Origin of the sequence: Coxiella-like endosymbiont, assembly GCF_030643785.1 — a bacterium.
Classification (GTDB): Bacteria; Pseudomonadota; Gammaproteobacteria; order Coxiellales; family Coxiellaceae; genus Coxiella.
Map to the genome: position 1 here is coordinate 1,345,801 of NZ_CP094378.1, position 24,154 is coordinate 1,369,954.

Genomic DNA, 24,154 nt, shown 5'->3' on the forward strand with positions numbered 1-24,154 from the left:
ATTAAAACCATGGTGCCAAATGAAATTCTATTGCAAGCCCTAATACAACTATCCATACTAGGGTTACCGGTATTAAAATTTTCCAACATAAATGCATAATTTGATCGTAACGATACCGAGGAAACGTTGCCCGCATCCAAAAATAAGTAAAAATAAAAAGTGACAATTTAAGTGCAAACCAAATTACCCCAGGCACCCAGGCAAAAAGTGCGCCTAAAAAGGGTATTCCTTGAAAAGGTGATAGCCATCCACCTAAAAAAATAACTGTTGCAATCCCCGCTACTAAAACCATATTGGCGTATTCCGCCAAAAAGAAAAGCGCAAACGTGATTCCGGAATATTCAACGTGAAATCCTGCGACAATTTCCGATTCGCCTTCCGCCACATCAAAGGGAGCACGATTCGTTTCCGCTACCGCTGTTATCCAATAGACTAAAAATAACGGCAGTAACGGAAGCCAAAACCAATGCCATATTCCTCCGGCTTGACGAAGAATAATTCCTTGCAAATTCATGGTTCCCGCTGCAATAAGAACACCAACGAGAGCAAAACCCATGGGAATTTCGTAAGAAACTACTTGAGCCGCCGAACGAAGTGCTCCAAAAAAAGCATATTTGGAATTTGATGCCCAACCAGCAACTAAAATTCCATAAACTCCTAAAGAGGTCATAGCAAATAGAAATAATAGTCCTGCATTTATATTGGCTAACACCCATCCTTTAGAAAAAGGAATTACGGCCCAAGCTGCCAAGGCAGGCATTAACGACAACACGGGCGCAATAATATAAAGGTATCGGTTCGAAGCCGTTGGAATAATGATTTCTTTGAAGAGCAATTTAAGTGCATCCGCAATAGGCTGAGCGAATCCTCGAAACCCTACGCGATTTGGCCCCACCCGCGATTGAATATAACCAATAACTTTTCGTTCGGCGAACGTCAAAAAAGCAACCACAAGCATTAATGGAATTAAGATAATGATAATTTTAATAATAATTAAAACTAAGATAATCAATTGGCCCGCCACTATTCGCCCCTTTCCAATATAATTGCTGTTTCTGCTTGACCAAAACCGGCTGTTTCCGCTAATCCTGATGCCAAAAATACCGTATTATTCGCTAATCGATTTTCTATCATTAACGGTAAAGTAATTCGGCTTTCACCCTGAATTGCTGTAGCCCGCTCTCCTGCTTTAAGTCCCAATTGAGAGGCTGTTTTGCGGTTGAGCCCTATTGTAATCATTTGATCGCTCAAAGTTTGTTGTAACGGTTTGGAGCGACGAACTAAATTATCTACTCGCACCATTGGCCAAGGCGCCAGGCGTGCTAATTTCGAATTCCCGCCTCGAAATTCGAGGATAAATTCAGAATCTAATGAAAAAGACGAACGTTTCCTTTCTGTGTGGATTTTCTGCTCTATGTCCCACTCAAGTTCTGGAATGGCTCGATCAACTTCATGGCGGACATCTTGAATCCTTTTATAATCAAATCCCGGCAACTCAAAATAATTGCCGAGTAGTCTCAATACTTTCCAACCAGCTTGTGAGTTTTTTTCTGGTACGCTCGCGGCTAAAAATGATTGAGAGCGCCCTTCAACATTCACGAATGTTCCACCGGATTCGGAAAAAGGTGCTATAGGCAGCATAACATCCGCATAAGTTTCCATTTCAGAATTAGTAAATGTTGTTAAACAAACAACAAATTTAGCCTTCCTTAGGGAACTAAGGGCTTCTGCAGGATAAGCACAATCCAATTCAAGCTCCAAATTTAATATAAAATAGGCTTTCAAGGGATGCCTTATGAGCATCGTTTTTGCATCAAATCCTACTTCGTTTAATTGTTTGCCCGCAGGCCCTCGATGAGGGATCGCACCGGCCAGCCAAGCCCCTGCGCTGTTTGACCCTTCCGTAAGAATTCCCACACTTGCCCCACTTTTTTGCCCAATAAATTGCACAAGAGCTCGAATAGTAGCAGCATTTTCGTGGTGTAAAGCATGTTCTCCTAAGAAAATAGCAGATTTTTCAGCGGTTCTTAAAACCTCCGCAATCGTTTTCGCTTTTTCTTCAGAACGAACCTCTGCCAAAATTTCAGGGACGTCATCATCACCCGCTAATATTTTGGCGACCTGAGCTAAGGCGTCTGGTAATTCTTGAGGCGAAACAATCAGTCTTTCCTCAAGGTCAAAAACAAAAGGAAAGTCCATGGGATTAATCGCTAATATCTTGGCCTCTTCAGAGCAGGCTTTATTAATTCGATAACTAATCAGAGGTTGTTCAAAACGAATATTCGATCCAATTAACAAAATGGCATTTAATTTTTCGATATCAACAATAGGCAGCCCCAAATTAGGGAACGACGCAAATTTGTGTTGATCGCGAAAATCTTGCCAACGGATTCGGTGATCGATATTGGAACCACCTAATCCCCGGAACCATTTTTGGAATAAATAAACTTCTTCTACCGAAGCATTCGGTGATATTAGTGCGCCTAATTGATTCACACTATACTTTTTAATGAGAGCTTTGGTGCGATTTTTAATAATTTCAAAAGCTTCTTCCCAGGCAACTTCTACCCATACCCCCCTCTTTTTTATTTGGGGCTGATAAATGCGGGATGGATGATAGAGCCCAAAATGACCAAAACGATCACGATCACTCATCCAGGTCTCATTTACCACTTCATTTTCACGGGGAACAGCGCGCATAATTTTACGTTGAGGGGCAAACTCTTGCCATCGACTGTGCAAGAAAATATTTCCTCCTACACAATCGTGCGGTGCTATAACAGGAACCTCGCGAAGTTCCCAACCTCGCTCCCGATACCGTGCGGGTTTATCCGTCAACGCACCTACAGGACAAATATCGATAATATTCCCCGACAATTCTGATTGCATAAAATGCTTAACGTAAGTCGATATCACCTCTTTCTCGCCACGGTTAATTACCCCAAGCTCAGGAAAGCCAGCAATTTCTTCTCCAAATCGCACACAGCGGGTGCATTGAATACAACGAGTCATTTCAGTTTCAATCAAAGGACCAATATTGTCGCTAAACACAGCCCGTTTTGTTTCTTCGTAATCAGAGTGCGACCGACCAAACCCCATTGCTAAGTCTTGTAATTCACATTCACCCCCTTGGTCGCAGATAGGGCAATCCAACGGATGATTTATTAACAAAAATTCCATTACGTAGCGTTGAGCTTCGATGGTTTTTTTAGATTTGGTGAACACTTTCATTCCGGGAGTCACTGGTGTTGCACAGGCAGGAAGCGGTTTTCCTGATTTTTCAACTTCAACCAAACACATTCGACAATTGGCTGCGATAGATAATTTTTTGTGGTAACAGAAACGCGGAATATAAATACCCATTTCATCCGCAGCTTCGATAATAGAAGCCCCTTCTTCCACCGTAGTTTTTTTACCGTCTATTTCGAGATCAACCATATTCTTTACCGCTTTGTCATTCCTTCTTATTCCACCATACACTTCCCATGTTCCACATGGTAGGCAAATTCATCATAAAAATGGTTCAACATCCCACTAACGGGCCATGCGGTGGCCTCTCCAAAGGCGCAAATAGTACGGCCTTCAATGCCCTTAGCCACGTGACTGAGCTGCTCTAAATCTCGTTTCGTTCCTTCGCCGCTCTCAATTTGATGAACTAACCGATAAATCCACCCAGTTCCTTCTCGACAGGGCGTGCATTGACCGCAGGATTCATGCATATAAAATTTAGAAATCCGTTCTAATACTTTCACCATGCAGGTGGATTGATCCATCACCATAACGCCGCCCGAGCCCAGCATAGACCCTGCCTCCATTATTCCATCAAAACTCATAATGGCTTTCATTATAATACGGGCAGGCAATACAGGCATTGAACTGCCACCAGGAATAACTGCTTTTAATTCGCTACCCTCATCACGCATCCCCCCTGCTAATTCCAATAAATCGACAAAGGGAATTCCTAAGGGAACTTCATAATTTCCGGGTTTAGCGACATGACCGCTTACGGAAAAAATTTTAGTCCCACCGTTTTTTGGAGGTCCTAAATCCGCAAACCATTTTCCCCCTTTTTCTAAAATCACCGGTATGGAAGCAAAAGTTTCTGTGTTGTTAATAACGCTGGGACGGCCATATAAGCCAAAATTAGCTGGAAAGGGTGGTTTGAAACGAGGCCATCCTCGTTTTCCCTCTAAAGAATTCATGAGCGCCGTTTCTTCCCCGCAAATATAGGCAGCAGCGCTGAAATGATTATAAATTTCAATATCAATGCCTGAATTTAAAACATTCTTACCAATTAATCCTGCTTCTCGCACTTCTGCTAATGCTTGTTCGCATCGATTGAAAGGCTCTAAAAATTCGCCACGCAAGAAATTATAACCAACCGTCGCCCTGAGCGTATAGCAGGCAATAGCAATTCCTTCCAATACTTGATGAGGATTAAATCGCAAAATATCGCGATCTTTAAACGTGCCAGGCTCACTTTCATCAGAATTACAAATAACGTATTTTTGTCCTTGCTTATCACGCGGAACAAAATTCCATTTCAATCCAGTAGGAAAACCAGCTCCTCCTCGACCCCGCAAGGAAGATTCTTTGATTTCATTAATAATTTTTTCAGGCGGTGTTTTTTCTTTAAGGATTTTTCGTAATACTTTGTAGCCTCCGACACTTTCATAGGATTTTAGTGTCCAAGGCTCATCTAAATGCAGAGTCCGATAACAAACCGCATTACGAAGCATTCGTTTTCGACTCCTGCTCTAATTTATTAATTATGGTTAACATTTTTTCTGGCGTTAAATTTTCGTAAGATTCATGATCATCGATTTGACACATAGGAGCTCCCCCACAAGCTGCCATGCATTCCACGCTTTTTAGCGTAAATAAGCCATCAGGCGTGGTTTCATTAAAATCGATCCCCAGGCGTTTTTTAACACCTGCAACGATTTCATCACTTCCGCGTAAAAAACACGATACGTTCTGACAAATTCCAATTTTATGCTTACCAATCGATTTCAAGTTATACATGTCATAGAAGGTGGCTACTTCATAGGCCCATACGCGCGGTAATTTTAAATAATCTGCTACAGCATTTATTGCTGCTTCGCTCAACCATCCACCATTTTGTTTCTGCACAAATAATAGTGCAGGTATTATGGCCGATCGCTTTTGATCGCTCGGATATTTCACTAACCAACGATCAATTTCTTTTGCCACCTCGTCACTAATAACAATGGAGGAGTTAATTTCTTTCTTCATTAACGATCTATCTCGCCGAATACAATATCAATACTAGAAATAATAGTGACTAAATCAGCAATCATATGCCCACGACACATTTCATTTATTGCGGCCAAATGAGGATAGCTTGCCGCTCGTACTTTGACACGATAGGGTTTATTCGCTCCATCAGAAACGATATAAACTCCAAATTCACCTTTAGGCTGCTCTACAGCTGCGTAAGCCTCACCCTCAGGAACGATATAACCTTCAGTGAACAATTTAAAATGATGAATGAGTGCTTCCATATCCCTTTTCATAACTTCACGTTTCGGCGGAACGATTTTATAGTCATCGATCATCACCGCTCCGGGATTTTTTCGCAGCCATTCTACACATTGACGAATAATTCGATTCGACTGCCGCATTTCTTCAATACGAACTAAATAACGGTCGTAACAATCGCCTTCACTGCCAATAGGAATATCAAAATCCACTTGATCATAAGCCGCATAAGGTTGTTTTTTTCGGAGGTCCCATTCGACCCCCGATGCGCGTAACATTGGTCCGGTAAAACCTAATTGTAAAGCTCTTTCCGGCAAAACAACTCCAATACCTACTGTTCGCTGTTTCCAAATCCGATTATCTGTTAATAGCGCTTCATACTCATCCACTAATTTGGGAAATCGCTCGGTAAAATCCCAGATAAAATCTAACAAGGACCCTTCTCGGACTTTATTTAATTTCTTAACTTCTTTTTCACTATGCCAGCGTGAGGCCTTATATTTTGGCATACTATCAGGTAAATCACGGTAAACACCTCCAGGGCGATAATAGGTGGCATGCATTCGCGCGCCGGACACAGCCTCGTAACAATCCATTAAATCTTCTCGTTCACGAAAACAATAAAGAAAAACAGTCATTGCTCCAACATCCAATGCATGAGCGCCTAACCATAGTAAATGATTTAATATGCGTGTGATCTCATCAAACAGGGTACGGATATATTTTGCACGAATGGGGGGCTCGACTCCTAATAATTTTTCGATTGCTAACACATAACCGTGTTCATTAACCATCATCGACACGTAATCCAAACGATCCATATAACCAATTGTTTGATTATAGGGTTTGCTTTCCGCTAATTTTTCTGTAGCACGATGCAATAAACCAATGTGAGGATCCACTCGTTGAATTACTTCACCATCCGCTTCAATAATAAGTCGTAATACACCATGAGCCGCAGGATGTTGTGGTCCAAAATTAAAAGTGAAATTACGAACTTCAGCCATTTATTCGCCTTTTTTATAGCGGTTATCGGAACGAATTACTTTTGGTACTAATACTCGAGGTTGAATACTCACAGGTTCATAAATACAACGTTGTTGCGCTGCATCATAACGAAGCTCGACCTCCCCAATCAATGGAAAATCTTTGCGAAAAGGATGACCCACAAAACCATAATCCGTTAACAATCGTCGCAAGTCAGGATGACCATCAAAAACAATTCCAAATAGATCGAAAGCTTCTCGTTCATACCAATCCGCTGAATTCCATAATTTGACAAGGGAAGGCACCATAGGCGGATCATTATCCACATAAACTTTTAACCGCACACGCTGGTTATGACGTAATGACAACAAATGATATACAACAGCAAAGCGCGGCTTATTCCAGGGAATCATTTTTTCTTGTATGTTTTTTTGAAAACCGCGACTAAAACCTGTGTTTGTTGTTTCTTCGGTACGCCATTCACTGGTGCCGTATTTTAAATAATCCACACCACAAATATCTAACAACAATTCAAAATGAAAAGGAGTCTCATCTCGCAAAGCTGCACAAACTTCTAAGAGAGAAGTGGGAAGTAATTCTATTGTGACTATATCGAGCTCACCATCTAGGTTTTCTATGAGAGTCGAAAAACGATCTTTGAGGGCGTCGGCTAAAATTTTTTTATCAGACATTCTGTTTCCTTAAATCTTTTCGATCAAATATATTTCGATACCTAACTTTATTTCGTAGCTGAATAACCCCATAAAATAAAGCTTCCGCTGTCGGCGGACAGCCTGGCACATACACATCGACCGGCACAATTCGGTCACAACCTCGCACTACCGAATAGGCATAATGGTAATATCCTCCAGCGTTTGCGCAGGAACCCATAGATATCACCCAACGGGGCTCGGTCATTTGATCATAAACCTTGCGTAAAGCGGGGGCCATCTTATTACATAATGTGCCGGCCACGATCATCACATCAGATTGACGGGGGCTCGGACGAAATAAGCCTGCCCCGAAACGATCCAAATCGTAACGAGAAGAAGCGCATTGCATCATCTCAATCGCACAACACGCAAGCCCAAATGTCATGGGCCATAAAGAGCTGCTCCGCGCCCATCGGACTAAATCATCGAACGACGTAAGGAGAAAACCTTCTCTGCTTAACAATTGATTCATTTATTCCCACTCCAAAGCACCACGTTTCCATTCGTAAATAAATCCAACCGCCAAAATTCCCAGAAAAATAATCATTGCCCAAAATCCTAACCAACCAATATGTCGTAAAACCACAGCCCACGGAAATAAAAAGGCAGTCTCTAAATCAAAAATAATAAAGAGAATAGCGACTAGATAAAAACGAACATCGAAAGGCAAACGGGCGTCTTGAAAAACTTCAAAACCACATTCATAAGGAGATAATTTGTTTTTATAAGGTCGACGAGGTCCTAAAAACCAACCCATTGCCAACGCTAGCATCCCAATAAAGATACTTATACCAATAAACACCAAGATTGGAAAATAATGTACTAACACGTGCAATTGCCCTTAAAATTAAGGTCATCTCTACCCAAAAGAGATAACAAAGTTGAGTATAATTTACCCACTGGGGCACGATTTTACTGCATCGATGCAGAATATAACAAAGCTTTCTTAACAACAATTGGTGCCGAAGGCCGGAATCGAACCGACACGGGTTTCCCCACTGCCCCCTCAAGACAGCGTGTCTACCAGTTCCACCACTTCGGCATATCAATGAGCGCTTGAGTGCTTGCCTGCCCCAGGTTGAAAATTTTTAAGCGGCGCTGTCTGTAAGGGTGGCACTTTTATCCCCTCACCTGGATTACGTGAGGCTAGATAACTAAGCCCAATACTTGTAGCAAAAAAACCAGCTGCCAAAATAATCGTCACTTTCATGAGAAAAGGTGTCGCGCCCGTGCTTCCAAACATCGTATTAGAGGCACCACTACCAAAAGCCGTCCCTGCGTCAGCCCCTTTACCATGTTGCAATAACACTAACCCAATCAAGCAGACTGCAATCATTACATGAATAATTATAATTGATTGCATTGTTCCCCTATTTTCAAAAAATGTTCAGCTTGCAAAGAAGCACCTCCCACTAAGACACCATCAATATTTTCCATTGTAAATAAAGCTCTTGCGTTCTCTGGTTTTACACTGCCTCCATATAAAATCCGGATATTCTCCGCCATCGCGGCGTCATAGTGTCGCAATTGCTCCCGAATAGCGGCATGAACTTCTTCTGCTTGAACGAGAGAGGCATTTTTACCCGTTCCGATAGCCCATACGGGTTCATAAGCAATTACAATATCGCTTAATGAGGCCCGATTATCATGCATCCGCAATACAACTGCAAGCTGCTCTTGAACAATTTCAAAGGTTTCACCCGCTTCGCGCTGCGCTTCGGTTTCCCCAACACAAATTATGGGTCGAATCCCATTTTCCAAAGCTCTTTTTACTTTTCGTGCCACGGATTCATTTGTCTCACCGTGCAGTTTCCGCCTTTCGGAATGACCGATGATAACGTAATGGCACAAAAATCCCGTAACATCGTGGCTGATATTTCACCAGTGTAAGCTCCGACCTGATGCTCGGAGACGTCTTGAGCTCCCCAGGAGATTTGAGTTCGCAGAAACGCTTCTTTACATTGCGGGATGAAAATATAAGGAGGGATAACGACTAACTCCGCCGTTTCTATTCGCTCGCACCCGTATTTTAACCCTTCTAACAATCCAGCAATGGTCTGAAGGGTTCCATGCATTTTCCAATTCCCTGCCACCAATGGACGACGGCCCATATAATTTCCCCTCTGCTAAATCTCCACACAATTCTAGCGGAATCAAAAAGATAATACAAAGCCCTAAGAAGAAGAAGAAAGAAAAACTTGAAGTTATTTAAGCTCCCCTCCTTCACTAAAATTCCACCTTCTGTAGAGAAGGGTATCGAAGTGTGGGTTGTAAAGAAAAAGACCGCTTTCCAGGTCCACTAAGCCTTTAATCTGGGGAGTCTGGAGTGGGCTTTCCTTGCGCAGAAATTCATCCGTGACTTAACACAGACCTTAGACTACCTCATCGTGTTTTTAGAGTTTACCGAGGACATTTTCCCTAAATACTTACATTTCCCATCAAGAGACTTTGAATATATCACCCTGGTTTTCTTAACCAAAGATGGAACGAAACACACTCTACAACAAGAAATCCTAAATACTAGAAAAAATAAAAATTTAATTTAATCAAATGGTTAATGAAAAGTCGCTTGAAGAAGCATACGAAGAAGTATAAAATTTCTGCATACAAAATCAGAAATTGCTCACATAGTTTCCAAGCAATTTCTTACAAGCATTAAAACAATCTTGAGGACTAATCTAGAGGAATGTCGTAGAGTATTATCATATCTTCTCAAGAAAGGAAGAAGGTAAGTAGCTTTTTTTTCAAAAAAATTTCTATTCGATTTAACCGAATTTAATTTTTGCCTGATTTTTTTGCCTGATTTTGTGCATTTTTTAAATAAAATTGGTAATTTAGACTCCCCAAATAATTCGATAAAGTTTTTTCAAAATTTCATTTTCGTTGTCAGTAGTCCCCTTAAAATTAGCTGATTTAATATACTGTCAATTGAAGCACAGCCGTATCTCCGGTTTCTAAGAACGCTGGTGGTTATTGGAGACTTCAAACTACTAGCAAACGTACTTGCAAGAACGGATTTTGGAATCGAGCTATCATTTTGAGTGATATTAGTTTTAACATGCCATGGCAAATGATACATCTTTGTAAGATCGGCTGTCCATTTTCCCTTTTAGAAAAAAAGCTTTTGGATTTTTCCAGCCAAAAAAGACACTTTGGTTTCTGCCAATTGCTTTTCAAGCAGAGATTGGGATCTGCGCAGAAGCAATTTTTAAAAGAAGAACATGGCTAGTTACATGCTCTTTTATTCTTAGAACCACCAAGCTTCCATTCTTTAACTCAATTACATCGGTATTATTGCCCTCTTCCAACACATCTTTGCTGAATTCCGCTGCCACAATATTGGGATTAGCAGTAATTTCCTATTTCGTTCCATTGTGAGTAAATAGAGGAGTTGTTTGAATTTTTAAATTTAATTCGCGCGCAGCTGAATTTAAAGTTGTCGGATTTGTGTAAAAGCAACATTGGATAATTGATCACTCTTTTTAGTTAACAGGATATTTATTTTTTGTTGTATTAATGCCTGTTTAATTTGTTCTTTGACATTTTCCAAAGAACGCTTTTCTCCGCTACTACTACATCGCTTACTACTACTTGATGACGAAGTATCTCAGGAGAAAGCAGGAGATAAGAAATACTTATCTTTTCCGGCGCTTCAGAAGTTTGGCAATGTCTGTAACAATAATCTGCCACCATTTTTTGGTTGTAACTTTGATCTTTCCATAAAAACGAGCACTAGGGATAATAAGGTAACGAAAATCACTTCTTTGATTAATTAATTCGTAATTGCTCTTTACTTGATTTGGTAAGATAAAAACACTATTCATTATTCCGCTTTGCACTTGCTGTACTATTAACACATTTTTCATTTGCATCATAAATTGTCTATTAGTTAAAGAATTTTCAGAGAGAAATTGTTGAAACAACTGCAAAGGAGAAAATTGTCTCCGTTTTCTTAAAAAGTCGGTAGGGCCATGATTACTTGATCCACTTGTTCAGGACTTACATCAAAGCCCAATTTTTTTGCAGAATACACTTGAATATGATTCAAAATCAAATTTTGTAAAGCTTTGAGCTCATCGTTCTGAATTGCGGTGAGAGAGTGTCCAATCTTTTGCGAATAAGCTTGCTATAGGCGTTGAAATGTTTGGTTCAACTCGTTCTCAGTAATTTTTTCACCATTCACTTTTGCAAGTGTCTTACCTTAACGCGTTAGACTGTAAATAATATTGAATGCTCCAGAAAATAAAAGAAAGGATTATGCCAGCAATCTAATCTTTATACATGTTCATGAAGATACATGTTCATGAAGGTTTTGTAACATGCCGTTAACTCATAAAAATGGCGGAGTGGACGGGACTCGAACCCGCGACCCCCGGCGTGACAGGCCGGTATTCTAACCAACTGAACTACCACTCCTCTACAGAAGACTAACGACAGAGTTAGCGTACCTACAGTAGGTAATAAGTTAATTGTCGCGAATTGTCGCGAAACAACAAGCAATATCTGTCTTCTATTTTCAATCCTCTGTCATCCTGAATGGGTGCTGAGGGATTTGAACCCCCGACATTCGCCTTGTAAGGGCGACGCTCTACCAACTGAGCTAAGCACCCATATTATTTTCCATTAACACCCGAACTTCGCTGTTCGCGCTACCTATTTCGGGGAATGCACCAAAAATTGCCTCAGAATTACTGAAACTTTGGGGCAATGAAGATAGCGGATATGTCTGGGTTAATCAACCCTAATTTATTCTTGTTTATTTAAACTTCCCTTCGGTTTTATTTTTTACCTCTATTCAAAGCCTCTTTTAGCTTTTTACCTGCTGAAAAGCTCACCACCAAGCTGGCAGGAATTTGTATAGGTTCCCCTGTTTTTGGGTTACGTCCCGTTCGAGCTGCGCGTGGGCTCGCTTTAAAGCTACCAAAGCCCACTAAGACCACATCCTTACGGCTTTGTAACGATTCCGTCACAAAATCGATAAATGCATCCAAAGCTCGGTTCGCTGCATTTTTCGAAATGCCGGCTGATTCTGCCATGACTTCAATGAGATCATTTTTATTCATAAATTCCTCTCGGTAGTTCCATCGATTAATGGTCGGGCTTTTTGCCCCCCTTCCTTGATTGTTCAGGTTATATCAACTGCTTTCTCCGACTGTCAAGCAAGAAAAGCTTCATAAGAACTTTTGTTTCTTATTTTAGGGACGTAATTGGATTTAAGGAGCGTAATTAGCGACCTCTAACTTAACGCGCCGCCCGGCCGGGGAGAAGCCTTAGTAATTTTTTCCGTCCAAGGTCGATTTCTTACTCTAAGACTGATGAAAGGCAAGGCATTTAAAATTTCTGAGCTTCATTTCGCCTCTCGATTATACAGAGCGTCGGGACAGGAAAGTTATTCAGTTCCACCTATCGTCAATGCATCGACTTTAAGGGTAGGTTGCCCCACCCCGACCGGAACTGATTGCCCCGCTTTTCCACAAATACCCATCCCCGAATCAAGTACTAAATCACTTCCCACCATCGATACTTTAGTTAAGATATCAGGACCGTTACCAGTTAAAGTGGCGCCTTTAACAGGCCGTGTGACTTTTCCTTTATCAATTAAATAGGCTTCACTAGCAGAAAAAACAAATTTTCCGGAAGTAATATCAACTTGGCCACCAGAAAAATCCACGGCATACAATCCCTTTTCCACCGAAGCAATTATTTCTTGGGGATCGCTTTTACCCGGCAATAGGTACGTATTCGTCATACGAGGAAGAGGCAAATGCGCATAGGATTCACGACGACCGTTACCGGTCGGCGCCATTTTCATCAAATGAGCATTATGACGATCTTGCATATAATTTTTTAAAATGCCATTTTCAATCAAGATTGTTTTCTGCGTTACTGTCCCTTCGTCGTCTACACTTAAAGAGCCTCTTCTACCCGGAACGGTTCCATCATCTACCACTGTGCATAAAGGAGAAGCCACCCGTTCCCCTACTCGTCCACTAAAAGCAGAAGTTCCCTTGCGATTAAAATCACCTTCTAAACCATGCCCAATAGCTTCGTGAAGAAGAACTGCCGGCCACCCGGCTCCGAGCACCACAGGAAAAGTACCCGCCGGCGCATCCTCAGCCTCTAAATTTTGGCATGCCTGACGAACGGCTTTATCTGCGTAAGAATATGCCGTTGACAAAAACATTTCATAACCGCAGCGAGCACCACCGCCCCCAGAGCCCTGTTCCCGGCGGCCATTTTGTTCCACGATTACGCGAACTCGTAAATTCACTAACGGTCGCAAATCAGCTGCCATTAATCCTTCATTATTTAGGACTAACACGACCTCATGATGTCCTGTTAAGCTGACAACCACATGCTTCACGCGAGGATCTGTAGCTCGAGTATATTGATCAATACGCTTTAGTAATTCGATCTTCTCTATCGTAGTCATTGAATTAATAGGATTGAGTGAAGAATAAAGCGGTTTAATTGATTTTTTATGTAAGACATCTATTATAAGTGCAGAGCCACAGGAATAAGCAATACTCTTTGCAGAATGTGCCGCTCTTAGCAGAGCTTTCGCATTGATATCATCCGCATAAGCAAAGCCTATTTTTTCGCCACTAATAACTCGTAATCCGAATCCTTGATCAACGGAAAAATCACCTCCTTTTACAATACCTTCTTCTAATGTCCAATTTTCTTCCTGGATGCTTTGTAAAAATATGTCGGCATTATCAATGGAGGGGCCCATAGCCAGGCCCATGATTTTTTCTAAGTTGCTGGGAGTAAGGTTAAAGGGTTTTAAAAGAAAATCGTTAGCAATTTGAATTAAGTCACTCATCTTTATTTATCAGTGCATTTAAAAATTAGTTTTTTTAGCAGGAGCAGGTAAGGTGACTACCAGCTTATTCCAAGAACCCACAATATGATAATTCACCTCAGCTGCTTTGCCAACATGCGGCGCTAAAACTTGATTAGCAATCCAGGTAATAACTCCCGCTCAAGGTCCATCGGCAAGACCCACGATTAACGGCAGGGTCGAAGTTATATTTGGCACAATTTCTAAATGAAAATCATAATTTTTATTTACAAAACCAATAAGCCCTTTAATCTGAACCCAAGCAATATCTCCTACTAAAGAGGCATCTTCGGTTCTAGCAACTCCTTTCGATAAAGAAAAATTTCCCTTAAACAAATTAAATGCGAATCCTTTTTTAGAAAAATTAGCAAGATTAATGGGTAATTTGGGTAATGACTGTAAACTAAATAAATTAAGTAGGCGACCAAAACCTAATTCGGATTCAACTCCCTCAGTTAATTCTGTCACGCGTCCCTTATAAAAATTAATTTTAATATCGCCGTTTAAAGGGGTAGCCATGAATTGATCGGGTGACCCTGGCCATTGCAACGAAAAATTAGCTAGCCCTCTTCCTCCTTCCAGAGCGTGAGTAATTCCCCATCCCTTAAGGAGGGTTCCAAAATTAGAACTCACAAACTGTCCCGCTAACCGCGTTTCTGTTTGGTTTTTTTGTGCTGCCATTTTCCTGCAGCTTTAATATAAAACAAGAGGCCTATTGCCGTAAAATTATTGATGTTCAAGCCGTTTTTTATTTGCGACGTTTGCAGTATTAATTTACCTAACACATTTTTACCATAGCGGAAATCATTAATAGTTAAATCCATAGATGGTAAGCTTTTAGGATCCCACTTCATTTGCTTATCTTTCGTTTTTTGGGGCAAATAAAATCGCAAAAAATATCCTTGCCATGCGCGATGATTGGAGAAAATTGAAAGATCGCCCAGAATTAAAGGACTTTTATATTTACTAACCAGCCTTGGTATTGAGGGAATAAACTGAGACTGGTATCTGCTTTTGCTTTTAAAGGATTACTATAATGGACTGTAATCGCTGAGGTTTTATTATCGTGAAAAAATAAGGCTGCATTTAGAAAAACAGAATTTTGCGCCAGTTTATCATAAGGAGCAGGGAGCGTATATTTAACTCCAATTAAATCAGTCATTAGAAAAAAACTGTTGGTTACGAAGTCATTATCACTGCGTAATTTTAACAATGCACGATAGGGAGTTGATCCACATAAATAGTCTAAGATGGGAAAATTAAATTGCTTTTGCAAGGCCTCGATCTGGATTTGGCCACTCATTTCAATCTGCAACATTGGCGAGAGCGTCCCAGGATTGATAGTAGCAATAGAAAAATCGATTGGTAAACCTAAAAATTGAGCTCTAATATGATTGGCCAAAAAATTTTGATTAATAAAATGAAAATTTCCAGTGATTTGATTAAGTTTTATTCCCCAATTTTTTAAAAATAGTTGTGCATTATTAACACACAAATGCCCATCTACATTTGTATTGGCCGCGTGCTGAGTTAGGGGAATTTTGAGATTTAAATTCGCTCTGAATGGCCTATTTGGAATAATGGCTTTAATTTGTTTAGAGACTAAAAGAGGAGTTGCTTGCAGAAATCGAAAGCCATCTGTTAGGTTAGAAACCGATCCACCACTTACCATTAAAATGGGCTTAGCCCAATGAACTATTGCGGCTTTTAAATGATTTAAAGGATTTCCCATTATTTCCGCGCGATCCGCGACAATATTCAAACTATCGTTATTAAAAGCAACTGTCCCATGAATATTTTTATATTTGGCCATTTAGGGTGGTAATGTAATGTCACGCTGTTCACATCAGCAATGATGTTAAAATGCCCTTCTTTATGGATGAAAGGAAATTTCTTTAGAGGGCCTTCCAAATCTATAATGCCCGCAGTTATTTTTCCAGCTACAAATGCTTTATTCAACCAGATTGATAAATCAGAACCCATATAATGATATGGTAAATAAGATTTGATGTTATTTAAATTTTCTACTTTGAATTTTGCCTGTAATGAAATATAAGGCGATTTATTTGCAGGTAAGGATAAGCTCTCCCATCCTTGCCATTGCCAATCATTGTTGCCTAAATAGGCTTGCGATACATCAATATCCCAATCCAGTGAGGAGTGATACCATTGAGTAATTAAATTTAATTGCTTTAATACTAAGGGGCGCCTTAAAGATTCCTGGAACTTTAATTGTGCTACTACCTGATTGTAATTTGAGCTTTGCTCTTGAAGGATTCATATCTATCGAACCCGATAATTGCGAACCTCCGGGAAAATTATTCCAAGGTTGAAAACTTAAGGCATAAAAATCGGTTCTTAGATGATAATAAAGTTTTTGTTTTCCGGGAAAATAAAACAAACAAAAGCGATGAACCTCCCCCGATGGTTGAATCTTTCGATAAAATTTCTGAAATTTTTCCAGCCAATATCCTATTTTTTGAGCGAAGAGAGGAATGTCTCTTAATCGAAGGTAATTGGTTCTGAATAAAATTACAGGAATTGAATTCTCATAAATTACAAGGACACCGAAATTATGCTCCGGCCATTTTTTTCTCCCGTTCGCAGAAAAATGTCATTTCCTACTAATCTCCAGCCATTCACATAGGGCTTCCAATATAAATTGGCGGAGATATGATCGAGCAATAATATATGGCCCTGATTAAAGATTAATCGTATATGATTACCTGCTATTAAGCTTTGCAATGAATTAAGAATTCGTTTATGAAACCTTGCCCATAATTGTATATCTCTTTCTCCTGACTCCATCGACAAATTTTTAAAATATTTCTGTAAAAAATAACTATCTAGCCATTGTTTAAAAATTACATTTTTAAGTTCCGACATAAAGACTCATATTGTCAGACGAAGTCGTAATCAAAAATCGGAATTGCGTCGGGACTTCTTGGAATAAACTTCCCACTCCGGTTATTTGATGATGTAAAATTCCATTAATTACATTAACACGCAAGTTGTTAATAGGAATTAGGTTACCCTGGAATGTATGATAATTGATGCTAATCGCTTTTAGCGTGACGTTGGATTGATTCAATATCCATAAAAGAATATTTTTCACATCTCCTAAATTAGCCATCACATGTTTATGGCCGAAATTAGCCATCCCCTGCACGCGCAATTCTCCAACTGCTGTTTCAGAAACAGCAAACTAGGCACCAGAAAGCACTAAATAACTCGGCAATAATCGCCAATGAAATAAGCTATGAAAGAGATCAATACTGATAGAAAGTTGTTTGATCCGTAAAAGTGATTTCTGACGAGCAGGGTCAGTAATAAACACATCTTGAAAGCTGAGGGCTGGATCAAGTCCATACCAAATTGCTTTAATGCCGCTAATATGTACAGGTTGATGTAAGATACTACTCGCCCATCGCTCAAAAAAATCACGCTTATGGTTAAGTACCGGAATTGTCAAACGAGTAATATTAATCAATACAGCAAAGAGAATTACAAGGATCGCCACCGTCATTAACAACCATTTTCCACAACGGCGTACTAAAATTTTAACATTCATCAGCCCAATTTAAATCGATGTTGGTAATCGTTTAATAAAAATCGCAACCACGGCCATAAAAGCGTAGTACTTACAAGAGACAACCAGTATTTTCTAGTCAATGGAGAAGAGTCTGCCATTGCCATAATCCAATATTGTAACGCGAGGTATACCGCCATAGTGATTAAAACTAATATCGTTTGTTGCCAGGCGGGCAAGCTGTGGATGGGTATTTGAAAACGAATGAAAAAATAAGCAAGGCAGGTAAATAATAGTGTATGTTGCCCTAAAATGGTTCCCATAAGTAAATCTAGCAAAAGGCCTATTACGAAAGCGGCACCAATGCCCACTCGATAGGGAATAGAAATCATCCAAAATAAAAGAATCATCAAAACCCAGGCAGGTTGGTACCATACGGCCCATTCGGGAAGAGGCAGGATAGCTAGCATCATTCCTACTAAAAAAGTGAGTCCGATTAAAATTCTTTGTTTAAAGATATCATTTTCCATTTTCTTTAGGCTTCACTGAAGAAGATGCTAACTCTTCTCGTACCACATTTTGTAACGAAGCTCTATCTGGCCAAACCATTAACACTTGTTGTGACTGATCTAAATGGGCTGATGGCTGAAGAATAATTGTAGCAAAACGCTTAGCAGGATTATGCATTAACTCGGAAACCACCCCCACAGGATAACCTACTGGATAGCGCAACCCAAGCCCAGAAGACATAAAAAGGTCACCTTTTTGGATATCGCTGGTATCTGGGACATTAATCAGCATGAGCTTTTCAGAGCTTCCCAACCCGACTGCAATAGCACGAATACCATTCCGGTAATCTTGGACAGGAACAGCGCTCTTAGGATCGGAAATCAACATAATATTACTCGTCAAGGGGCTCACAGCAACTACTTGCCCAATAATGCCATAAGCATCTAAAACAGGTTGCCCCAAATAAATGTGTGATTGCGTTCCCTTATCAACCATAACTTGTTGGAGATTAGGATCTAAATCCACAGCTAACAATTGGGCAACAAGCAGATGCAAGGCACCCATTCGGGAAGTCGATTTTAATAATTCTCGTAATTGGGCATTTTCTCGCTCAAGAGCAAGAAGTTTCTGCAATTTCGATTCCAGTAACCACTCATGAGCCCGCAGGCGGGCATTATCCGCCATTAATTGCTGTTGAGTGGTAATATTCATACCAATCCAGTGGATTGTTTTAATAGGAGCATTCACTAAATATTGGATAGGAAGCACAACTAAGGACAAATCAGCGCGAACCTTCTGAAAAAAGCCTGCTTTTTGGTCCAAAAGAATCAATATAATTGATAAACCCATAAAAATAAGGGTACGCAATCCTGGCATTGAAGAACGTTTAAAAATTAATTTAATGACGCTTTCCTCTTGTTTGCCCTATCAAAATTCCCTTTAAGTATTAATCTCGTGAAAGAAATTCTCCACCCATTGATCGCATCAATTCCAAAGCTCGACCACCGCCACGAGCTACACAGGTAAGTGGATCTTCCGCTATTACCACAGATAGACCTGTTTCTTCCATTAAGAGTTGATCGATATCCTTTAACAAAGCTCCGCCACCTGTGAGCACCATCCCCCGTTCCGCAATATCCGCAGCCAACTCGGGCGGCGCTTGTTCCAAAGCCCCACGGACCGCACCGACTATTCCCGAAAGCGCTTCCTGCAAGGCTTCAAGAATCTCATTATTAGTAAGCGTAAAGCTTCGAGGCACACCTTCTGCTAAATTTCGACCACGTACTTCAATTTCTTTAATTTCATTGCTGGGAAATGCGGCACCAATTTCGTGTTTAATTCGTTCTGCCGTAGTTTCACCAATCAACGCTCCATAATTACGGCGAACATAACTGATAATAGCCTCATCAAAACGATCACCACCAATGCGTACGGATTCCGCGTAGACAATCCCACTCAAAGAAATAATCGCTACCTCAGTAGTCCCTCCCCCGATATCCACTACCATAGAACCACTAGCTTCTTCCACGGGTAAGCCGGCACCCATTGCTGCCGCCATGGGTTCCTCAATCAAATACACCTCACGAGCTCCAGCTCCCAAAGCAGATTCTTTAATCGCGCGACGCTCGACCTGGGTGGAACCACAGGGTACACAAATCAAAACACGAGGGCTAGGACGTAAAAAGCGAGTTTTATGAACTTTATGAATAAAATACTGCAACATTTTTTCAGTGACATGGAAATCAGCAATAACACCATCCTTCAAAGGACGAGTCGCAAGGATATTGCCAGGAGTACGGCCTAACATACGCTTAGCTTCTGCTCCGACGGCTGCGACACTTTCCTGACCTCCACGCGCATCTTTTCGAATAGCCACTACTGAAGGTTCATTTAGAACAATACCGCCTTGTTCAACCACATAAATTAAGGTATTAGCGGTACCTAAATCGATTGAAATATCATTCGAAACTAGACCACGCAATTTTTTTAACATGGAAATTCTTCCTATTGGCTCTGAGATGTTGCAAAAAATGCAAACTTACTTTAACCGAAAACTCAACTAGAGGAAAGGCTTAGGGACGTCAGACACGACTAATAGATCTTCAGACTGTCTTCCACTGCGCGTCTTCTGTATAATGCACCCCTATAATAAGGGGTTGCATAATGTCCACTTTAAACAAAAACGATATTGATAAAATTGCGAACCTAGCCAAACTCAATATCTCTGAAAGAGAAAATCAATTGTTGGGGCAAAATTTAAATGAAATTCTTAAACTTGTGGACAAAATGAATCAGATAGATACATCGCATATCGAACCTCTTGCACATTCCTCTAGTGAAACGCAACCTTTGAGGGAAGATATTGTCACAGAATCGAATCAACGCACTTTATTTCAAAAAAATGCGCCTCAAGTAGAGGCCGGACTTTATATGGTCCCTGTGGTTATTGAAAACGAAGAATAACGGATAGACACATGCATCGAAAAACCATAGTTGAATTAAGCAAAGATTTACAGGCTAAGAAAATATCAAGCATGGAACTTACGCAACATTTTTTGGATCGGATTAAAAATTTTAATCCCATATTCAACTGTTTCATCACTATTAGTGAAGAGCAAGCGTTAGTAGAAGCTAAAGCAGCCGATGCACTTTTAACTAAAGGCGAAGCAAGGCCTCTGACCGGCATCCCAATTGCCCATAAAGATATTTTCTGCACTCAAGGAATTAAAACTAGCTGCGCATCCAAAATGCTAGACAATTTTATTGCCCCTTACGATGCTACAGTCGTAGAACGTTTGAAGGCAACAGGAACTGTTTTAATTGGCAAAACTAATATGGATGAATTTGCGATGGGTTCTTCTAATGAAAATAGTTATTACGGACTTGTCCGAAATCCGTGGGATATCAGCCGTATTCCCGGCGGCTCTTCAGGAGGCTCTGCGGCTGCTGTAGCAGCTCGAATGACTCCCGGAGCAACAGGAACTGATACGGGAGGCTCTATCCGCCAACCCGCCGCCTTGTGCGGTGTCACCGGATTAAAACCTACCTACGGACGAGTTTCTCGTCACGGCATGATTGCTTTTGCTTCAAGCTTAGATCAAGGCGGACCATTAACTCAAACTGCTGAAGATGCCGCCTTGCTTCTCAATATTATGGCTGCTCACGACAAAAGGGATTCAACTAGCATAAAAAAAGACACTCCCGATTATTCGTCTACATTGAACCAATCTTTAAAAGGTTTAAAAATCGGTCTCCCCAAAGAATATTTTAGTGGCGGCCTAAATTCAGCTGTAGCAGAAGCTATTGATACTGTTAAAAAAGAATTTGAAAAAATGGGTGCCGTCTTAATAGACATTAATTTACCTCACACCGAGTATGCCGCACCAGTTTACTATGTGTTAGCCCCTGCTGAGTGTTCTTCTAACCTAGCGCGCTACGATGGAGTGCGTTATGGATATCGTTGTGCTAATCCTATCGACCTCGATGATCTTTATAAACGCTCACGTACAGAAGGTTTTGGCCCAGAAGTTAAGCGCCGAATCATGGTAGGCACTTATGTGCTTTCAGCGGGATATTATGATGCTTACTACCTAAAAGCACAAAAAGTGCGCCATTTAATCAAAAATGATTTTGTGGAAGCTTTTAAGCAGGTACACGTTATTTTAACTCCTGCAACACCCACTCCGGCCTTCAAATTAGGTGAAAAAACAAAAGACCTTGTCGCAATGTATTTGTCGGATATTTATACCATCGCCGTCAACCTCGCGGGATTACCCGCTATTGCATTTCCAGCAGGATTTATCAACCAACTCCCTATTGGTGCCCAATTAATTGGAAATTATTTTGAAGAATCGCAGTTATTGAATATGGTACACCGTTATCAACAAGAAACCGATTGGCATAAAAAATTGCCGCCTGAGTTGAAGTAAATTTAAGATGGAATGGGAACCCGTTATTGGTTTAGAAGTTCACGTACAATTACGCACAAAATCAAAAATTTTTTCTGGTGCCTCTACAGCTTATGGTGCTGAACCTAACACTCAAGCCTGTGCAATAGACTTAGGGTTGCCCGGCGTTTTACCTATCTTAAATAAAGAAGTCATAAAATTGGCAATTCATTTTGGGCTTGCTATTCAAGCCACCATTGTAAACCATGCTGTTTTCGCCCGAAAAAATTATTTTTATCCCGATTTACCGAAAGGTTATCAAATAAGTCAATATGATTTACCTATTATTAAAGCCGGTCATTTGAATATTGAAACCGATGAGGGCAGTTCTAAACGCATTGGAATTACCCGTGCGCATTTAGAGGAAGATGCAGGAAAATCTATTCATGAAGGAGTACAAGGTTACTCCGGTATCGATTTTAATCGTGCAGGCGCTCCCTTATTAGAAATTGTTTCTGAGCCGGATATTTACTCGTCTAAAGAAGCCGTAGCTTATTTAAAAACTTTACATATGTTAGTCCGTTACATCGGTGTGAGTGATGCTAACATGCAGGAAGGTGCCTTCCGCTGCGATGTTAATATCTCTCTACGCCCCAAGGGAAAAAACAACTTGGAACACGCACAGAAATTAAAAATGTGAATTCTTTTCGGTTCGTTGAGCGTGCTGTTTTGTTTGAAGTTGCTCGACAAAAAGAACTTTTAGAAGTTGGAAAAAAATCATCCAAGAAACTCGGCTCTATGATGCAGTTCAAGATGAAACTCGGACCATGCGCACTAAAGAAGAAGCCCACGACTATCGATATTTTCCGGACCCCGATCTACTTTCTCTTGAAATTACCGCAGAATTTATTGATTCGATTAAAAGAGAACTTCCTGAGTTACCCGAAGAAAAACGCCGCCGCTTTCAAAAAATTTATCAGTTAGGCAGCTATGACATCCAATTGCTTACTCAGCATATGGAAATTGCTAATTATTTTGAGGCTTTATTAAAAATAGATAACTCTATTTCTCCCAAGCTCGCTGCCAATTGGATCACTGGCGATCTTGTAGCTGCGTTAAATAAAAATAACCTTGAAATTAGTGAAAGTCCCATTAATGCGGAGCAATTAGGAGGGCTTCTACGGCGTATCGCGGATAATACATTATCCGGCAGTATGGCAAAACAAGTATTTGAAGCAATGTGGAACACCAAAGGCAAGGCTGATGCTATTATTGAGAGTCAAGGCCTAAAACAAATCACAGACACTAGGGAGCTTGAGAAAATCATTGATGAAATTATAACGAGTAATGCTCAGCAAGTAGAAGAATACCGCTCGGGGAAAATTAAATTATTCGACTTTTTTGTCGGCCAAATTATGAAAACTACCAAGGGCAAAGCTAACCCCCAGAAAGTAACCGAGTTTTTAAAAAAGAAATTGTGAATACCGTCCACTCCTCGCTCATAATTTTTACTTATCGACTTTATAAAAACAATCGATTTTATTTATTCGCTCCCTAACTCCAACTAGTTAAATAAACTTAAACAACGAACGTTGAGGAGAAAAAACATAATTAAGATTAGTAAAAAATTTCCTAACTTTTCGTTAACCAGTGTTATTAGTAATGACATCAATAAGGAGGAAGATCTTCATTAAAGTCAACGAAAAAAGTTATCCGAACAAATCACTCGTAATATTTTTCTGGCCTAAAGATTTCACTTTTGTTTGCTCGACTGAAATCGCCGAATTTGGATGATCACATAGCGAATTTACTAATCGCGATGCACAAGCTCTAGGTATTAGTACGGATTCCGAATATGTACATTTGGCGTAACGTCGTGAAAAAGTCGCAATAATTGGGAATTCATAATAAAAATAAAGGTGCTACAGAGCGGATCACATTTATTGTTGATTCTGAACAAACCATTTGGTTTATTATGGTCAATGATTTAAATGTAGGACGTAATCCACGTGAAGTTCTGCGGGTACTTGATGCTTTACAATCTAAGGAATTATGCCCCTGCAATTGGCAAAAATGCGAAAACATCATAAATATTTCTAATTAGTAGAATAACGATATTGCAAGAATATAAAGATAAATTACCTAAATATCCGAGAGATTTAAAATTAAATTTATCGCAGTT

The 24,154-nt window shown here is 40.2% G+C and carries 21 protein-coding genes, 3 tRNA genes and 4 pseudogenes; 4 read left to right on the forward strand and 24 right to left on the reverse strand.

Annotation, left to right across the window (positions count from 1 at the left end):
• Position 1 precedes the first annotated feature (1 nt).
• The 24 genes and pseudogenes from nuoH to MRH55_RS06955 form a co-directional block, all read right to left on the reverse strand.
• Positions 2-1,024 (reverse strand): NADH-quinone oxidoreductase subunit NuoH, encoded by a 1,023-nt coding sequence (gene nuoH, locus MRH55_RS06845; protein WP_304985432.1) that lies wholly within the window; start codon positions 1,022-1,024, stop codon positions 2-4.
• Positions 1,024-3,438: an NADH-quinone oxidoreductase subunit NuoG gene (nuoG, locus tag MRH55_RS06850; RefSeq protein WP_304985433.1), complete on the reverse strand. Its 2,415-nt coding sequence runs from the start codon at positions 3,436-3,438 to the stop codon at positions 1,024-1,026. Before nuoG ends, nuoH begins: the two co-directional genes overlap by 1 nt.
• A gap of 26 nt (positions 3,439-3,464) precedes the next feature.
• A complete protein-coding gene (nuoF, locus tag MRH55_RS06855; protein ID WP_304985434.1) occupies positions 3,465-4,739 on the reverse strand; it encodes an NADH-quinone oxidoreductase subunit NuoF in 1,275 nt (424 codons plus the stop codon).
• Entirely contained in the window at positions 4,729-5,256 is a 528-nt protein-coding gene (nuoE, locus tag MRH55_RS06860) for an NADH-quinone oxidoreductase subunit NuoE (RefSeq protein WP_304985435.1), read from the reverse strand. The genes nuoF and nuoE overlap by 11 nt, the downstream gene beginning before the upstream one ends.
• A complete protein-coding gene (locus MRH55_RS06865) occupies positions 5,256-6,509 on the reverse strand; it encodes an NADH-quinone oxidoreductase subunit D (RefSeq protein WP_304985436.1) in 1,254 nt (417 codons plus the stop codon). The genes nuoE and MRH55_RS06865 overlap by 1 nt, the downstream gene beginning before the upstream one ends.
• The gene (locus MRH55_RS06870) at positions 6,510-7,181 is read right to left on the reverse strand and encodes an NADH-quinone oxidoreductase subunit C (RefSeq protein ID WP_304985437.1); all 672 of its coding nucleotides are present in this window, start codon (positions 7,179-7,181) and stop codon (positions 6,510-6,512) included.
• Complete coding sequence (locus MRH55_RS06875) at positions 7,174-7,674, reverse strand: NuoB/complex I 20 kDa subunit family protein (RefSeq protein WP_304985439.1); 501 nt, start codon at positions 7,672-7,674, stop codon at positions 7,174-7,176. Before MRH55_RS06875 ends, MRH55_RS06870 begins: the two co-directional genes overlap by 8 nt.
• The gene (locus tag MRH55_RS06880; RefSeq protein WP_304985440.1) at positions 7,675-8,037 is read right to left on the reverse strand and encodes an NADH-quinone oxidoreductase subunit A; all 363 of its coding nucleotides are present in this window, start codon (positions 8,035-8,037) and stop codon (positions 7,675-7,677) included.
• A 122-nt stretch (positions 8,038-8,159) separates the two neighbouring features.
• Positions 8,160-8,244, reverse strand: a tRNA-Leu gene (locus MRH55_RS06885).
• Between the two features lie 3 nt (positions 8,245-8,247).
• Positions 8,248-8,565: a preprotein translocase subunit SecG gene (gene secG, locus MRH55_RS06890; protein WP_304985441.1), complete on the reverse strand. Its 318-nt coding sequence runs from the start codon at positions 8,563-8,565 to the stop codon at positions 8,248-8,250.
• Positions 8,550-9,313: pseudogene (gene tpiA, locus MRH55_RS06895) on the reverse strand (triose-phosphate isomerase). The gene secG and the pseudogene tpiA overlap by 16 nt, the downstream one beginning before the upstream one ends.
• A gap of 2,228 nt (positions 9,314-11,541) precedes the next feature.
• Positions 11,542-11,618 (reverse strand) — tRNA-Asp (locus MRH55_RS06900).
• Between the two features lie 121 nt (positions 11,619-11,739).
• Positions 11,740-11,812: transfer RNA gene (locus MRH55_RS06905), tRNA-Val, on the reverse strand.
• A 168-nt stretch (positions 11,813-11,980) separates the two neighbouring features.
• Positions 11,981-12,265, reverse strand: coding sequence for an HU family DNA-binding protein (locus tag MRH55_RS06910; protein WP_304985442.1), 285 nt, complete (start codon positions 12,263-12,265; stop codon positions 11,981-11,983).
• Between the two features lie 326 nt (positions 12,266-12,591).
• Positions 12,592-14,028 carry a metalloprotease TldD gene (gene tldD, locus MRH55_RS06915; protein WP_304985443.1) on the reverse strand — a complete coding sequence of 479 codons (1,437 nt, stop codon included), beginning with the start codon at positions 14,026-14,028 and terminating at the stop codon, positions 12,592-12,594.
• Positions 14,029-14,187: 159 nt separating this feature from the next.
• Positions 14,188-14,727, reverse strand: a complete 540-nt coding sequence (locus MRH55_RS06920; RefSeq protein WP_304985444.1) for a YhdP family protein — start codon at positions 14,725-14,727, stop codon at positions 14,188-14,190.
• A complete protein-coding gene (locus tag MRH55_RS06925; RefSeq protein ID WP_304985445.1) occupies positions 14,691-14,939 on the reverse strand; it encodes a hypothetical protein in 249 nt (82 codons plus the stop codon). The genes MRH55_RS06920 and MRH55_RS06925 overlap by 37 nt, the downstream gene beginning before the upstream one ends.
• Positions 14,940-14,992: 53 nt before the next feature.
• Positions 14,993-16,224, reverse strand: a pseudogene (locus tag MRH55_RS06930) (YhdP family protein).
• Positions 16,184-16,603 (reverse strand): YhdP family protein, encoded by a 420-nt coding sequence (locus MRH55_RS08125; RefSeq protein ID WP_439647899.1) that lies wholly within the window; start codon positions 16,601-16,603, stop codon positions 16,184-16,186. The pseudogene MRH55_RS06930 and the gene MRH55_RS08125 overlap by 41 nt, the downstream one beginning before the upstream one ends.
• 315 nt (positions 16,604-16,918) lie before the next feature.
• The gene (locus tag MRH55_RS06935) at positions 16,919-17,221 is read right to left on the reverse strand and encodes a hypothetical protein (RefSeq protein WP_304985447.1); all 303 of its coding nucleotides are present in this window, start codon (positions 17,219-17,221) and stop codon (positions 16,919-16,921) included.
• Positions 17,222-17,251: 30 nt separating this feature from the next.
• Positions 17,252-17,617, reverse strand: a complete 366-nt coding sequence (locus MRH55_RS06940; RefSeq protein WP_304985448.1) for a YhdP family protein — start codon at positions 17,615-17,617, stop codon at positions 17,252-17,254.
• Positions 17,617-18,105 carry a rod shape-determining protein MreD gene (gene mreD, locus MRH55_RS06945; RefSeq protein WP_304985449.1) on the reverse strand — a complete coding sequence of 163 codons (489 nt, stop codon included), beginning with the start codon at positions 18,103-18,105 and terminating at the stop codon, positions 17,617-17,619. Before mreD ends, MRH55_RS06940 begins: the two co-directional genes overlap by 1 nt.
• On the reverse strand, positions 18,095-18,961 hold the full coding sequence (mreC, locus tag MRH55_RS06950) for a rod shape-determining protein MreC (protein WP_304985450.1): 867 nt from the start codon (positions 18,959-18,961) through the stop codon (positions 18,095-18,097). The genes mreD and mreC overlap by 11 nt, the downstream gene beginning before the upstream one ends.
• Before the next feature lie 70 nt (positions 18,962-19,031).
• Complete coding sequence (locus MRH55_RS06955) at positions 19,032-20,078, reverse strand: rod shape-determining protein (RefSeq protein ID WP_304985451.1); 1,047 nt, start codon at positions 20,076-20,078, stop codon at positions 19,032-19,034.
• A gap of 170 nt (positions 20,079-20,248) precedes the next feature.
• On the opposite strand from MRH55_RS06955, the gene gatC reads away from it, so the two are divergent.
• The 4 genes and pseudogenes from gatC to MRH55_RS08130 all read left to right on the forward strand — a co-directional run bounded on the left by gatC (position 20,249) and on the right by MRH55_RS08130 (position 24,076).
• Positions 20,249-20,548, forward strand: coding sequence for an Asp-tRNA(Asn)/Glu-tRNA(Gln) amidotransferase subunit GatC (gene gatC, locus MRH55_RS06960; protein ID WP_304985452.1), 300 nt, complete (start codon positions 20,249-20,251; stop codon positions 20,546-20,548).
• A gap of 11 nt (positions 20,549-20,559) precedes the next feature.
• Positions 20,560-22,014: an Asp-tRNA(Asn)/Glu-tRNA(Gln) amidotransferase subunit GatA gene (gene gatA, locus MRH55_RS06965; RefSeq protein ID WP_304985453.1), complete on the forward strand. Its 1,455-nt coding sequence runs from the start codon at positions 20,560-20,562 to the stop codon at positions 22,012-22,014.
• A gap of 7 nt (positions 22,015-22,021) precedes the next feature.
• Positions 22,022-23,453: pseudogene (gene gatB, locus MRH55_RS06970) on the forward strand (Asp-tRNA(Asn)/Glu-tRNA(Gln) amidotransferase subunit GatB).
• Positions 23,454-23,579: 126 nt separating this feature from the next.
• Positions 23,580-24,076: pseudogene (locus MRH55_RS08130) on the forward strand (redoxin domain-containing protein).
• The last annotated feature ends 78 nt before the right edge of the window (positions 24,077-24,154 follow it).